Below are 14,164 nucleotides of genomic sequence, written 5' to 3' on the forward strand. Positions count from 1 at the left end.
TTCTCGAATACCTCCCGCCGGGGGCGCCGATGAGCGGCCGTGGCGGCAATGAAGGCCAGGTCCGCATCATCGGCGGGCGCTGGCGCAATACCCGCCTGCCGGTGCCGACCCTGCCGGGGCTGCGGCCCAGCAGCGACCGTGTGCGCGAAACCCTGTTCAACTGGCTGATGCCCAAGCTCGGTGGGGCCCGCGTGCTGGACCTGTTCGCCGGCAGTGGCGCACTGGGCCTGGAGGCGGTCTCGCGCGGTGCCGCCCACGCCACCCTGGTCGAACGCGACGCGCAGCTGGGACACAATCTGACCGCTGCCGTGACCAAGCTGCAGGCCAGCGACCAGATCAGCGTCGTGCAGGCCGATGCCCTGCGCTGGCTGCAGGGCGCGCCGGCGCAGCAGGCCGATCTGGTCTTCGTCGACCCGCCGTTCGCCGACGGCCTGTGGCAGGACGTGCTGGCCCAGCTGCCGCGGCACTTGGCCGCCGATGCCTGGCTGTACCTGGAATCGCCGGCCGGCCACGTGCCGGTGCTGCCGCCGGACTGGCTGCTGCACCGCGAGGGTGGCACCCGCGAGGTGCGCTTTGCCCTGTACCGCCGCGCCACTGCTACACTTTGACCTCATCTGAACATCTGCATCCGCCCATGACCGTGGCCAACCGCCGCATCGCCGTTTACCCTGGCACGTTCGATCCGATCACCAACGGTCACATCGACCTGGTGAGCCGTGCCGCGCCGCTGTTCGAAAAGGTCGTGGTCGGCGTGGCGCAGAGCCCGTCCAAGGGCCCGGCGCTGCCGCTGGAGCAGCGCGTGCAGCTGGCGCGTGGCGCGCTGGCCCACCACAGCAACGTCGAGGTCATCGGCTTCGATACCCTGCTGGCGCATTTCGTACGTTCGGTCCAGGGCGGGGTGCTGCTGCGCGGCCTGCGCGCGGTGTCCGACTTCGAGTACGAGTTCCAGATGGCCAGCATGAACCGGCACCTGATCCCCGAGGTCGAGACCCTGTTCCTGACCCCGGCCGAGCAGCACAGCTTCATTTCGTCCTCGCTGGTCCGCGAGATCGCGCGCCTGGGTGGCGACGTGTCCGGCTTCGTGCCGGCCGCGGTGCTCGAAGCCCTGCGCAAGGTCCGCGAAGCGAAGTCGGCACAGTCGTAAGCCCCGCTGTACCCGCACCCCATTACGTACAACACCACGCACCATTCCGGGAGGAAACCCATGAACACCACCATGCGCGCGATGCTGATCGCTTCGTTGGCCCTGGCCTTCACCGCCTGCAAGAAGGAAGAGGCCGCTCCGGTCGACGAGGCCAAGCAGGCCCTGGTCGCTCCGTCCAAGGACGACGATGCAGGCTGGAAGAAGTACCTGCAGGAAGTGGCGATCCAGAACATGGGCAACATCACCAACAGCCCGTTCCTGTACTACCTCTCGCCGGAATCGGACCCGGACTTCCAGGCCAAGTACGAGCGCCAGACCGAGAGCGCGACCCAGGCCGTGGCCCGTGGCGTGCAGCCGGGCAACATGCTGGCCTTCGGTTCGTCGGCCTCGGGCAAGATGGCTGACATGATCCAGGCCGTGTTCAAGGACGTGTCGCCGGATTCGATGAAGGGCGTGCGCGTCGTCTTCATCGGCCAGTCGGCCGACAACGCCCGCGTACAGGCTGCGATCCAGCCGACCGGTGCCGAGTACATTTTCGTCGAAGCCAAGTAATACCGAGCCATGGCGGCCATGCTCCGGCATGGCCCGGGCGGCGTCCTGCAAGGGCGCCGCTGATGACCTGACCGGCCCGCGCGCCCGCGCTGGCCGGTCCTTTGTCCCAGGGCGCGGGCGAGGAGTATCGCCGTGTCGCTGAAAATCAACGAGCTCTGCGTCAACTGCGACGTATGCGAGCCGGCCTGCCCGAACCAGGCCATTGCGATGGGTGAAACCATCTACGTGATCGACCCTGCGCGCTGCACCGAATGCGTGGGTCATTTCGACGAGCCACAGTGCGTGGTCGTCTGCCCGGTCGAGTGCATCGACCCGGACCCGGAGATCGTGGAAACGGAAGACCAGCTGCTGGCCAAGCTGCGCCAGCTGCAGCACGATCACCCCGAACTCTACGCGGAGCCCCCATCCGAATGAAGACGCTGATCGTCCGCCCCCTGTTGCTGCTCGGCCTGCTGCTGAGCCCGATTGCCTGGGCCGACAGCCCGGCCCGTGCCGAGCGCCCCGATGGCGCGGCCATTGCCAGCGGCCATGCGCTGGCCACCCAGGCGGGCATCGACATCCTGGCGCAGGGCGGCAACGCCTTCGATGCCGCGGTGGCGGTATCGTCCACGCTGGCGGTGGTCGAGCCGATCAGTTCCGGCCTGGGCGGTGGTGGCTTCTTCCTGCTGCACGATGCGGCCACCGGCAAGGATGTGATGCTGGATGCGCGCGAGACCGCACCGGCCGCTGCGACCCCGCAGGCCTTCCTCGACAAGCAGGGCAACCTCGACCGTGACCGCTCGGTCAATGGCGCCTGGTCGGCCGGTATCCCGGGCCTGCCTGCGGCGCTGGTCGAGCTGTCGGCCAAGCACGGCAAGCTGCCATTGGCGGCCTCGCTGCAGCCGGCCATCCGCATCGCGCGCGAAGGCTTCCCGGTGTATGACCGCATGGCCAAGGGCTATGCCTCGCGCCGTGAAGTGATGGATCGCTATCCCGGAACGCGCGAGGTCTACCTGCGCAACGGCAAGCCGATCGCCAGCGGTGACCTGTTCAAGCAGCCGGAGCTGGCACAGACGCTGGAGCGCCTGGCCGCAGGTGGCTTCGATGGCTTCTACAAGGGCCAGACCGGAACGCTGTTGCTGGCCGGCGTGAAGCAGGCCGGCGGCAAGTGGACCGCTGAAGAGCTGGCCGGTTACCGCGTGAAGCAGCGCGAGCCGATCGTGTTCAACTACAACGGCTGGAAGATCACCACCGCGCCGCCGCCGTCGTCCGGTGGCATCGCGCTGGCCAGCATGCTGCAGATCCTGGAAGGCTGGGATATCAAGAAGATGGACCCGGCGCACCGCACCCACCTGGTGGTGGAGTCGATGCGTCGCGCCTACCGCGACCGCACCTTCTTCCTCGGCGATCCGGACTTCGTGCAGATCCCGCAGAAGGTGCTGACCAGCAAGGACTATGCACAGGGCCTGCGGGCGACCATCCATCCGGAGAAGGCCACGCCCAGCGACCTGCTGTCGGGCAACCCGACGCCGCTGGAAGACGACGAGACCACGCACTTCTCGATCATCGACCGCGACGGCAACCGCGTCGGCGCCACCCAGACCGTCAACCTGCTGTACGGCTCGGGGCTGATTCCCAAGGGCACCGGCGTGCTGCTGAACAACGAGATGGACGACTTCGCGCTGAAGCCGGGCACGCCCAATGCGTTCGGCGTGATGGGCTATGAAGCCAATGCGCCGAAGCCGGGCAAGCGCATGCTCAGCTCGATGACGCCGACCTTCATGGAGAACGCCGACAAGGTGGTGGTGCTGGGCACCCCGGGTGGCAGCCGCATCATCACCATGGTGCTGCTGGGCATCCTCGGCTACGACGACGGCCTGGATGCGCAGCAGGTTGCCGCACTGCCGCGCTACCACCACCAGTGGCTGCCGGACCTGATCGAAGCCGAGGACGATGCGTTCGACGCGGCGACGGTGAAGCAGCTGCAGGCGATGGGCCACAAGATCGACCTGCCGGGCAATGTCGCCGTGGGTGGCCGCGGTTCCAGCCACGTGTGGGGCAACCTGCAGACCGTGGAATGGGACCGCAGGGCCAACAAGCTGTTCGGTGGCAGTGACCCGCGCAACCCGGTGGGCAGTGCCCAGGTGGTGCCGGCACACTGATCCGGTGGTGCCGGCTGCTGGCCGGCAATCCGGCTGATTATCGAAACCCCGCCTTTGCCGGCGGGGTTTTCTGTTTCCCTTCTAGCGATTATTTAACGAGCCGGCGCCGATAATCGACACATGAAACTCTGGTCTATTCGTGGAAACTCGCAGCGCCTCGATGGCGGCGCGATGTTCGGCAACGCGCCGCGCGCGTTGTGGGAAAAATGGGCGGCACCGGACGAGCTCAATCGCATCGAGCTGGCCTGCCGTGCGCTGCTTGCCAGCCCGCTGGAAGGCAAGACGGTGCTGTTTGAAACCGGTATCGGCGCGTTCTTCGATCCGCGCATGCGCGAGCGCTACGGCGTGCAGGAAAGCCAGCACGTGCTGATCGATTCGCTGCGCGAAGCCGGCTTCGAGCACGAGGATATCGACGTGGTGGTGCTCAGCCACCTGCACTTCGATCATGCCGGTGGCCTGCTGGCGGCATGGAGCGAAGGGCGTGAGCCCGAGCTGCTGTTCCCCAACGCAACCTATGTGGTCGGCGCACAGCATTGGCAGCGCGCCGTGCAGCCACACCCGCGCGATCGCGCCAGCTTCATTCCGGAACTGCCGGGCCTGCTGCAGGCCAGTGGCCGGCTGGAAGTGGTGGACGGGGAGTACTCGAAGGCGCTCGGCCGCAGCGTGCGCTTCAGTTACAGCGACGGGCATACACCGGGGCTGATGCTGGCCGAGATCGTCGGTCACGCGCATGCAGGCGAAAGTGCGCATGGTGGCGTGGTGTTCTGTGCCGACCTGATCCCGGGCCGCTCATGGGTACACGTGCCGATCACCATGGGCTATGACCGCAATGCCGAGCTGCTGATCGACGAGAAGCGGCAGTTCCTGGAAGACAAGCTGGCGCGCAACGTGCGGCTGTTCTTCACCCACGACCCGCAGGTGGCATTGGCGCAGCTTGGCAGGGATGACAAGGGGCGATTCGTGACCCTGCACGAGCAGGGTGAGCTGAAGGCGCGCGCCCTGGGGTAACGGCATGGCCGGGCAATGCCCGGCCTTTTACTGATGACGGTATATCCACGCCATGCGTGGATGGCGTTTCATCCGGATGCGACCATTACGACGCCTTCAGGCAGCTGCTCATGAAGGTCTTGCGCGCATCACCGGCCAGCTTTTTGGCGCCCGCGTCAGCGTTGCACTTGCGCATGCGTTCCTGCTGCGTATTGACCGGCTTGGCGTCGGCGGCGTGGCCGCTGAGGCAGGAGCTCTGTGCAGTCTTGTAGGCATCGCCCTTCAGCCCCTTGTTCTTGGCCGAACATTCGGCCATGCGCTGCTGCTGCGGAGTGGTGGCATTGGCAGCCAGGGGCAGGCCGACCAGCAGGACGGCGGCCAGCAGGAAAGAGGCTTTCATCGGGAGCTCCAAGGGGGGCGGGTGCGCGGAGCATTCGCTTCCCGGCGCCAAGAGCACGTGAAGAATCGCAACGCGGCCGCGATGGCCTGCGCTGTTGGGGTCAGACCCCTTTCGCGGCGAAAGCTCTCTGACCCCGATTCGTCGGATCAGCCGACGCGGGTACCGAAGATGCGGTCACCGGCGTCGCCCAGGCCCGGCAGGATGTAACCCTTGTCGTTGAGCTGGGCATCGATGGCCGCGGTGTAGATCTCCACGTCCGGGTGCACGGCCTTGACCGCCTCGATGCCTTCCGGCGCGGCGACCAGGAAGATGCCCTTGATGCGGCGGGCGCCGGCACGCTTGAGCATGTCGATGGTGGCGATCAGGGTGCCGCCGGTGGCCAGCATAGGGTCCAGGATCAGCGCGTCGCGCTCTTCCAGGCGCCCGGTCAGGCGCTCGAAGTAGGGCACCGGCTGCAGGGTTTCCTCATCGCGCTGCAGGCCGACCACGCTGACACGGGCCGCCGGGATCAGCGACAGCACGCCGCTGAGCATGCCCAGGCCGGCGCGCAGGATCGGCACCACGGTGATCTTGGCGCCCGCAATGCGCTGCACGGTGACCGGGCCGGCCCAGCCGGGCAGGGTGTGCGGCTCGGTGTCCAGGTCGGCGGTGGCCTCGTAGGCCAGCAGCGTACCCAGCTCGTTGGCCAGTTCGCGGAAATCCTTGGTGCTGAGCGCAGCGTTGCGCATCAGTCCGATCTTGTGCTGCACCAGCGGGTGGCGCACTTCGACGATCTTCATGGTCGGAAGGGGGAAATGGAGAGAGGGCGCCATTTTGCCGGATTGGCGGGCCGAACCCAAACCTGGCCCGGAGCGGCGTTACTCGAAATGTGCAGGCGCATGTCACGGCCATGCAACCTTGCGGACATACCGTGCAGACCCATTCTTAACAGGAATGGGGATTCCCAGTGCATATCAAGACTCCGTTGGCCGTTGCCATCACCCTGACCCTGGCGATGGGGGCCGCAGCCCCGCTGCAGGCCGCCGGGCAGCAGGCGGTAGCCGCCACCGGCGCCGTGGCGTCCGACGCGGTCGACCTGGACCGCATCGAAGTGCGCGCCCAGCTCGAATCACAGATCCGCGCGGTTGACCTCAAGCGCAGCAGTGATGCGATCGAAGACGCCGTGTCCTCCGATGCACTGGGCCAGTACCCGGACAAGAACGTGGCCGAGTCGCTGCAGCGACTGCCGGGCATCAGCGTGACCCGCGACCAGGGCGAAGGGCGCTTTGTGGTCATCCGCGGCCTGGATGCCAACCTCAACAGCGTCAGCGTGGACGGCATCGCCATCGGTACGCCGGAAGATTCCAGCCGTGCCGCACCGCTGGATGTGATTCCGTCCGATTCCACCGAGCGCCTGCGCGTGGTCAAGTCGCCGACCCCGGACATGCCGGGTGATGCCATTGGTGGCGCCGTGCTCGTGGAGTCGGCCTCGGCCTTCGACCGCAACGGTCGCAGCCTGCGTGGCAAGATCGAAGGCAGCCACCAGCAGTTGTCCGGTGAGACCAGCCCCAAGGCTGCATTCAACTACAGCGAAGTGTTCAACGACACCTTCGGCGTGGCGCTGGGCGTGAACTACCAGAAGCGCAGGTTCGAGTCGGACAACACCGAAGTGGAGTATGACGGCGAGGACGATGCCGTCCCCGGCGATGTCACCGCGATCAACCTGCAGCACCGCAAGTACGAGATCGAGCGCAAGCGCATCGGTGCCAACCTCAACCTCGACTGGCGCCCGAATGAAGACAGCAAGTACTACCTGCGCACGCTGTACAGCCAGTTCGACGATGCGGAGACCCGCCAGCGCGTGATCTTCAACTTCGACGACGCGAAGATGGTCAAGACCGGCACCGACCAGTACCGCTTGGATGGAATGCCGAAAGATTCCATCGACAAGCGCATGCGCTACCGCACCAAGAAGGAGAACACCTTCGCGGCCAGTCTCGGTGGCGAGAACAAGCTGACCAACGCCGTGGTCGATTACCGGATCGGCTACACCCGCACCGAAGAGCGCGTGAACGACGAGATGGAGGCCCGTTTCAAGCTTGATGGCAAGGCCTTCAATGGCACCCTCGACCAGCGCAGCCGCCTGCCCAGCTACAGCTTCGACAACCCGCAGTGGCTGGACAACAGCAACTACGCGTTCGACCGCTTCGTGCTCTCGCCCAAGCAGGTCAACGACAAGGAACACAGCGCGCAGGTCAACGTACGCTTCGACGGCGACAGCAGCAGCATCAAATTCGGCCTGCTGGGTCGCTGGCGCGACCGCGACGTGAATGTGGACGAGCGCGAACTGCGTGTCGGCCCGAAGGTGGCGCTGTCGAGCTGGAGCACCTCCTCGCCGGAGCACCGCCACGGCAACCTCGGTGACGGCATGGATTCGGCCGCGATGCGTGCCTTCTGGGCGGCCAATGGCGGCCAGTACAGCGCCCGTCCCCAGGATGCCGGTGGCAACGCGATGACATCGCTGGAAGAGGACTACGTGGCCAGCGAAGACATCTTCGCCAGCTATGCGATGGGCACCTGGGACGTGGGCGCGCTGCGCATCATCGGCGGTGTGCGCGTGGAAAACACCCAGTTCAAGGCGATCGGCAACCAGGTGGACGTGGCCGCCAACGGGCGCAGCTTCACCGTCACCCCGCGGGTGGCCAACAGCAGCTACACCAACGTGCTGCCGGGCCTGCACCTGCGCTACGACGCGGCCGATGACTGGGTACTGCGCGCCTCGGCCAACAAGACCGTATCGCGTCCTTCCTTCGGCGATGTCTCGCCACGCGTGGGCTACAGCCGCGGCGACGAGGAAGTGCGCCTGGGTAATCCGGAACTGGATCCGTACGAGTCGAAGAACATCGACCTGTCGGTGGAGAAGTACATCGGCAGCACCGGTATCGTTTCACTTGGCCTGTTCCACAAGTCGATCGATGGCTACATCGTGCAAATGGTGCGGACCAATGATCCCGCTTATGGCGGCTTCGACGTGACCCAGCCGATCAATGGCCGCAAGGCCACCGTGCGCGGTGCGGAATTCAACTGGCAGCAGCAGCTGGCCTTCCTGCCGGACGGCCTGGATGGCCTGCTGGTCGGTGCCAGTGGCACCTGGCTGGATACCAAATTCGATGCCGGCATCAAGGACCGTGCAGGCGAGGATTTCACACTGCCGCGCGCCTCCAAGCATGTCTACAGCGCGCACATCGGCTATGAAAAATACGGCGTAAGCACGCGCCTGGCGGCGGTGTACCGCAGCGAGTACCTGGACAGCATCGGCAAGGGGCGCGCATTCGACATCTATGTGGCACCCAACACCCAGCTCGACTTCTCGCTGGACTACAAGTTCACCCCGCGCGTGAGCGTCTATTTCGAAGCGCAGAACCTGCTGGACAAGCCGCTTGAGCTGTACCAGGGCACGCGTTCGCGCACCCTTCAGATGGAAGAGTACGGCCGCACCTATGCGCTGGGCCTGAAGGTGGCGCTGTGATGGGGCGTGGCCTCACTGTCCTGGCCGCCGCGCTGGCGGCCACGCTGGTCGCCGGCTGTACGCCGGCCACCGGCAACGATCCGGTCGCGCCGGCCGCCAGCGGCGAGCGCGTGGTGACCACCATCGCCGAAGCCTTCCTTTCCCCGATGACCCCGGCCGACAACATCGACTCGCCGGCGGCCTGGCGCGCGCCGGACGGCGCGCTGTGGCTGATCGCCACCGCCAAGGCCACCGACAAGCTGGTGGTCTACGACGGCAGCACTGGGCAGCATCTGCGTGACGTCGGCAGCAGCGGCACCGCACCGGGGCAGTTCGACCGCCCAAACGGCATCGCGGTGACCGACGACCTGCTGTGGATCGTGGAGCGCGACAATCACCGCGTGCAGGTGCTGAGCCTGCCGGACTTCACGCCGCTGGCGACGTTCGCTGCGGACGACCTGCGCAAGCCGTACGGGCTGTGGGTCGACCGCCGTGCCGATGGCTACAGCGTCTACGTCACCGACTCCTGGGACAACGGCGAGGATGCGCAGGGGCGTGACATCCTGCCGCCGCTGGCCGAGCTGGACAAGCGCGTGCGCCAGTACCACGTGACCCGCGACGGCGCCAAGGTCGAGGCGAAGCTGGAGGCCAGCATCGGCGATACCACCGAAGCCGGTGCGCTGCGCGTGGTCGAGTCGATCTGGGGCGACCCCGAGAGCGACCGGCTGCTGATCGCCGAAGAGGACGAGAGCTACGCCAGTGAGTTCAAGGTCTACACCCTGGCCGGACGCTTCACCGGCACCACCTTCGGCCGCGACGTGTTCAAGGCACAGGCCGAAGGCGTGACCCTGCGCACCTGTGGCAAGGACGGCTGGTGGATCACCACCGAGCAGGGCAAGCAGCGCAGCGTGTTCCACCTGTTCGACCGGCACACGCTGAAGCCGGTCGGCGCGTTCCAGGGCAACACCGTGGCCAACACCGATGGCATCTGGATGATGCAGCAGCCCAGCGCGCGCTTCCCGCACGGTGCGTTGTATGCGGTGCATGACGACCAGGGCGTGGTGGCCTTCGACTGGGAGAGCATCGCCAAGCAGCTCGCGCTGCCGCTGGAGTGTGGCGCATGAGCGGCCAGTGTGTGATGCGTACGTTGGCGCTGGGCCTGCTGCTGGCGCTGCCGTCGCTGTCGTTCGCGGCGGCCGAACCGAATACCCAGGTGCCGGAGGGTAGCCGCCACTATGCAGCGACATCGGTGCCGGACCGTATCGTTGCCTCGCCCTCGGCTGATCCCAGCCACGGTTTTGCCGTGGCCTGGCGTACCGATGGCAGCGTGCAGGCGCCACTGCTGGAGATCGCGCTGGCCGCAGATTCGCCCGCCATCGAGGGCATCCGCCAGGTGCGTGCGACGACCCGCGTGCTGCACACCGAGAACGGGGTGTCGCACCATCATCGTGCCGACATCGGCGGCCTGCAGCCGGACACCCAGTACGTCTACCGCGTGCAGGGCAATGGCAGCTGGAGCGCCTGGAACCAGCTGCGCACGCTGGCCGGCGCCGACCAGCCGCTGACCCTGCTGTACTTCGGTGATACCCAGAACAAGAACGTCAGCCATGTCAGCCGCGTGGTGCGTGCCGCGCAGAAGGCTGCGCCGCAGGCGCGCATGAGCCTGTTCGCCGGCGACCTGGTCAGCGGCGGCGACAACATGGACGACAGCGAATGGGGCGAGTGGTTTGCCGCCACCGGCTGGCTGGCGCAGGAAACGCTGGTGGCCCCGGCGATCGGCAATCATGAGTACTTCGAGGAATTCGAGGACACCCCGCAGGAGCGCCGTGTGCTGGGCTGGCACTGGCCGGTGACCTTCGCGCTGCCGGGCAATGGTGCCAGCGCCGCGCAGCAGACCAGCTACTGGTTCGATGCGCAGGGCGTGCGCGTGGCCGTGGTCGATGGCACCTCGGCGCTCGACCTCGGCACCGCCAAGGCGCAGGCACAGTGGCTGGACACGGTCCTGACCGGCAACCCGCAGCCGTGGACCATCGTGCTGCTGCACCAGCCGTTCTACTCGCCGCGCGAAGGGCGCGAGAACGCTGCGCTGCGTGACGTGCTGCTGCCGGTGGTACGCCGCCACAACGTCGATCTGGTGCTGCAGGGCCACGATCATACCTATGGCCGTCGTGGCGAAGGGCAGGCTGCTACGCCGCAGTACGTGGTGACCGTGGCCGGGCCGAAGCAGTACCGCCTTTCCGACGAGGCACGGAAGACGATGGATCCAGTAGCCGAGGACACCCAGCTGTTCCAGGTGCTGAACATCGATCCGCAGCACCTGCGCTACGAAGCGCGCACCGTGACCGGGCGCCTCTACGACGCCTTCGAACTGCGCCGCGATGCCAAGGGCGCAAAGCAACGCACGGAGTTGACCGAAGGCCGCATCGCACCGCGCGACTGCCCGCGTGCGCAGACCGCCAAGGGTCGCGCCGACCGCTGCTGGGAATGAGGAGGCGCCGATGACCACGCCCCGCCGCATCGTTCCTCTCGCTGCCATCGGCGCAGCCCTGCTGTTGCTGGCCAGTGCGGTGACCGCTGCCGATACCGTGCTGCATCCGTTCCTGGTGGCCCAGCCGAAGCAGGCCCCGCAGGAAGTGAATCTGGCGGTGGAGATTCCGGCCGGCAGCTTCACCAAGTACGAGATCAAGGAAGACGGTCTGGTGCATGTGGACCGCTTCCAGTCGATGCCGGTCGCCTATCCGGCCAACTACGGCTCGATGCCGCGCACGCTGGCCGGCGACAACGATCCGCTGGATGCGCTGGTGCTGACCCGCGAGCCCCTGCATCCAGGGGTAATCGTGCGTTTCCGGCCGATCGGTTATCTGAAAATGATCGATGGCGGCGAGCACGACGAGAAGATCATCGGCGTGCCGACCGACAAGGTCGATCCGACCTATGCCAACGTCCGTGACCTGGCGGATCTGCCGGAGGTCGAGCGCCAGCGCATCGAGGCGTTCTTCCGGGTCTACAAGGACCTGCCGGCCGGTCGCAACCCGGTGCAGCTCAACGGTTGGGGCAACGCCGCTGAGGCGCGTGCGCTGATCAGCGAAGCGATGGAGCGGTTCAGGCAGTAGATACACGCCATGGTGGATGGCCGCCTGCGCGCATCTCCTTCACCGCCGCTGGCTATGATGTGCGCCTTCCACAACGAAGGCGGTGCATGTGTCGGTAGCGTTGGTATGGTTCCGCCGTGATCTGCGGCTGCAGGACAATCCGGCCCTGCAGGCCGCGCTGGACGCAGGTCACGACGTGGTGCCGGTCTACATCCATGCGCCGCACGAGGAAGGCGAGTGGGTGCCTGGCGCGGCCTCCGATGCGTGGCGCCACCGTTCACTGGGTGCCTTGGACGCTGACCTGCACGCGCGCGGTTCGTCGCTGGTGCTGCGCAGCGGTGACAGCCTGCCGGCCCTCCAATTGCTGATCGAGCAGACCGGCGCAGAGGCGGTGTACTGGAACCGCAAGTACGAGCCGGCCACCCAGCCTCGCGATGCCACCATCAAGCGCACGCTGCGTGAGCAGGGCATCGACGCGCAGAGCTGCAATGGCAGCCTGCTGTTCGAACCCTGGGACATTGCCACCCAGCAGGGGCAGCCGTACAAGGTGTTCACTCCGTACTGGCGCAACGTACTCAGTCATTGGCGCCTGCCGACGCTGAGTGCCGCGCCGAAGGCACTGACCGCGCACTCGGTCGACGGCCTCGCATTGGACGAGCTGCGGCTGGTGCCCACGTTGGACTGGGATGCCGGCTTCTGGGAGCACTGGCAGCCGGGTGAGGCTGGTGCGCTGGAGGCACTGTCCGTGTTCGAGGACGGCGCACTGCGCGGTTACCGCGAGCAGCGCGACCTGCCGGATCGCGTGGGCACTTCGCGGATGTCACCGCACCTGCATTTCGGCGAGATCGCGCCGTGGCGCATCGCCCATGCGCTGGAGGGGCTGCGCAGTGCAGGCACTGACGCCGACATCGATGGCTACCTGCGGCAGCTCGGCTGGCGTGATTTTGCGTACCACCTGCTGCATCACTTCCCGAAGACGCCGACCGACAACCTCAACCCGCGCTTCGATCGCTTCCCATGGGCCATGCCGAGCACAGCGCAGCTGCACGACTGGCAACGCGGCAACACCGGCGTGCCGATCGTCGATGCCGGCCTGCGCGAGCTGTGGCACACCGGCTACATGCACAACCGGGTGCGGATGATCGTGGCCAGCTACCTGTGCAAGCACCTGCGCGCGCACTGGCTGCATGGCGCGCGCTGGTTCTGGGACACCCTGGTCGATGCCGACCTGGCCAACAACACGATGGGCTGGCAATGGGTGGCCGGGACCGGCGCCGATGCCGCGCCGTATTTCCGCGTGTTCAACCCGGTGACCCAGGCCGAAAAGTTCGATCCGCAGGCCCGTTACATCAGTCGTTGGGTGCCCGAACTGGCCGCGCTGCCGGTGAAGGCGCGCTTCGCACCGTGGCAGCATCCACTGCTGCTGGCCGCGCATGCCCCCGGCTATCCGCGCACCCCGTTGGTGGACCTGGCGGCCGGTCGGGACGCCGCGCTGGCCGCCTACCGGCAGACGGGGGCAGGGTAAAGCGCGGGTTGAGCGATCCAGTCAGTTAGCTGAACGTGGCCCTGTCGCCGGGTCGCATCATCATCCCGACATCGCATTGGGCTGTTTATTCTCTCTGCGCCCGCAAGCCGCCGGCCCGACCGGAAACCAAGGAGAACCACATGATCCGCAACACCACCCGCAACGTCGCACTGGCCCTGATGAGTGCGGCCGTCCTGTCGGCCTGCGCCACCGGCGGCTCCTACGTGCAGAGTGACCAGTACGGCAACCCGACCGAGCAGCAGAACCGCACCGGCCGCAATGCGCTGATCGGCACCGCGATTGGTGTGGCCGCCGGCCTGCTGACCGGCGACAGCGCTACCGAACGTCGTCAGCACGCGCTGATCGGTGCCGGTATCGGCGCGCTCAGCGGCGCTGCCGTCGGCCAGTACCAGGATCGCCAGGAACGCGCACTGCGCGAGCGCACCGCCAACACCGGCATCGATGTGCAGCGCCAGGGCGACAACATCATGCTGAACCTGCCGGACGGCATCACCTTCGATTTCGGCAAGTCGACCCTGAAGCCGCAGTTCTACGGTTCGCTCAACGGCGTGGCAGGCACCCTGCGTGACTACAACCAGACCATGATCGAAGTGGTCGGCCACACCGACAGCATCGGCAGCGACGCGGTCAACAACCGCCTGTCGAAGGAACGCGCCGACTCGGTGGCGCAGTACCTGATCGGCCAGGGCGTGCAGAGCGTGCGCATCGAAACGCTGGGCGCCGGCAAGTCGTATCCGATTGCCGACAACAGTACCGATGCCGGCCGTGCCAAGAACCGTCGCGTCGAAATCCGCGTGATTCCGCTCAAGCAGTAA

The 14,164-nt window shown here is 66.6% G+C and carries 14 protein-coding genes; 12 read left to right on the top strand and 2 right to left on the bottom strand.

All coding sequences use genetic code 11. The features are described from left to right. The first annotated feature begins 29 nt into the window (after positions 1 to 29). The 6 genes from rsmD to ACSYS9_RS08655 all read left to right on the top strand — a co-directional run bounded on the left by rsmD (position 30) and on the right by ACSYS9_RS08655 (position 4,845). Positions 30 to 608: a 16S rRNA (guanine(966)-N(2))-methyltransferase RsmD gene (gene rsmD / locus ACSYS9_RS08630; protein WP_071229483.1), complete on the top strand. Its 579-nt coding sequence runs from the start codon at positions 30 to 32 to the stop codon at positions 606 to 608. Positions 609 to 634: 26 nt separating this feature from the next. Continuing rightward, on the top strand, positions 635 to 1,144 hold the full coding sequence (gene coaD, locus ACSYS9_RS08635; protein ID WP_032130277.1) for a pantetheine-phosphate adenylyltransferase: 510 nt from the start codon (positions 635 to 637) through the stop codon (positions 1,142 to 1,144). Between the two features lie 60 nt (positions 1,145 to 1,204). Then, a complete protein-coding gene (locus ACSYS9_RS08640) occupies positions 1,205 to 1,696 on the top strand; it encodes a hypothetical protein (RefSeq protein ID WP_004153167.1) in 492 nt (163 codons plus the stop codon). 132 nt (positions 1,697 to 1,828) lie between these two features. After that, positions 1,829 to 2,110: a YfhL family 4Fe-4S dicluster ferredoxin gene (locus ACSYS9_RS08645; protein ID WP_004153175.1), complete on the top strand. Its 282-nt coding sequence runs from the start codon at positions 1,829 to 1,831 to the stop codon at positions 2,108 to 2,110. Beyond that, positions 2,107 to 3,837, top strand: a complete 1,731-nt coding sequence (gene ggt / locus ACSYS9_RS08650; RefSeq protein ID WP_071229482.1) for a gamma-glutamyltransferase — start codon at positions 2,107 to 2,109, stop codon at positions 3,835 to 3,837. The genes ACSYS9_RS08645 and ggt overlap by 4 nt, the downstream gene beginning before the upstream one ends. A gap of 120 nt (positions 3,838 to 3,957) precedes the next feature. Then, a complete protein-coding gene (locus tag ACSYS9_RS08655; RefSeq protein ID WP_019338337.1) occupies positions 3,958 to 4,845 on the top strand; it encodes an MBL fold metallo-hydrolase in 888 nt (295 codons plus the stop codon). A gap of 85 nt (positions 4,846 to 4,930) precedes the next feature. Here the strand turns inward: ACSYS9_RS08655 and ACSYS9_RS08660 are convergent, their stop codons facing one another. Then, on the bottom strand, positions 4,931 to 5,224 hold the full coding sequence (locus tag ACSYS9_RS08660; RefSeq protein ID WP_032130275.1) for a PsiF family protein: 294 nt from the start codon (positions 5,222 to 5,224) through the stop codon (positions 4,931 to 4,933). Between the two features lie 146 nt (positions 5,225 to 5,370). Beyond that, complete coding sequence (upp, locus tag ACSYS9_RS08665; RefSeq protein ID WP_005409099.1) at positions 5,371 to 6,003, bottom strand: uracil phosphoribosyltransferase; 633 nt, start codon at positions 6,001 to 6,003, stop codon at positions 5,371 to 5,373. Positions 6,004 to 6,218: 215 nt separating this feature from the next. Here upp and ACSYS9_RS08670 point away from each other — a divergent pair, with 215 nt between their 5' ends. The 6 genes from ACSYS9_RS08670 (at position 6,219) to ACSYS9_RS08695 (ending at position 14,164) form a co-directional block, all read left to right on the top strand. Next, entirely contained in the window at positions 6,219 to 8,732 is a 2,514-nt protein-coding gene (locus ACSYS9_RS08670; protein ID WP_428992384.1) for a TonB-dependent receptor, read from the top strand. Continuing rightward, complete coding sequence (locus tag ACSYS9_RS08675) at positions 8,732 to 9,835, top strand: phytase (protein ID WP_071229480.1); 1,104 nt, start codon at positions 8,732 to 8,734, stop codon at positions 9,833 to 9,835. The genes ACSYS9_RS08670 and ACSYS9_RS08675 overlap by 1 nt, the downstream gene beginning before the upstream one ends. Before the next feature lie 14 nt (positions 9,836 to 9,849). After that, on the top strand, positions 9,850 to 11,199 hold the full coding sequence (locus ACSYS9_RS08680) for a metallophosphoesterase (RefSeq protein ID WP_256201526.1): 1,350 nt from the start codon (positions 9,850 to 9,852) through the stop codon (positions 11,197 to 11,199). A gap of 10 nt (positions 11,200 to 11,209) precedes the next feature. After that, complete coding sequence (locus tag ACSYS9_RS08685; protein ID WP_071229478.1) at positions 11,210 to 11,824, top strand: inorganic diphosphatase; 615 nt, start codon at positions 11,210 to 11,212, stop codon at positions 11,822 to 11,824. Positions 11,825 to 11,912: 88 nt separating this feature from the next. Beyond that, positions 11,913 to 13,328 carry a cryptochrome/photolyase family protein gene (locus tag ACSYS9_RS08690; RefSeq protein WP_071229477.1) on the top strand — a complete coding sequence of 472 codons (1,416 nt, stop codon included), beginning with the start codon at positions 11,913 to 11,915 and terminating at the stop codon, positions 13,326 to 13,328. A 140-nt stretch (positions 13,329 to 13,468) separates the two neighbouring features. Beyond that, positions 13,469 to 14,164 carry an OmpA family lipoprotein gene (locus ACSYS9_RS08695; RefSeq protein ID WP_010484399.1) on the top strand — a complete coding sequence of 232 codons (696 nt, stop codon included), beginning with the start codon at positions 13,469 to 13,471 and terminating at the stop codon, positions 14,162 to 14,164.

The organism is Stenotrophomonas sp. STK17_22 (assembly GCF_051983905.1).
Taxonomy (GTDB): domain Bacteria; phylum Pseudomonadota; class Gammaproteobacteria; order Xanthomonadales; family Xanthomonadaceae; genus Stenotrophomonas; species Stenotrophomonas maltophilia_A.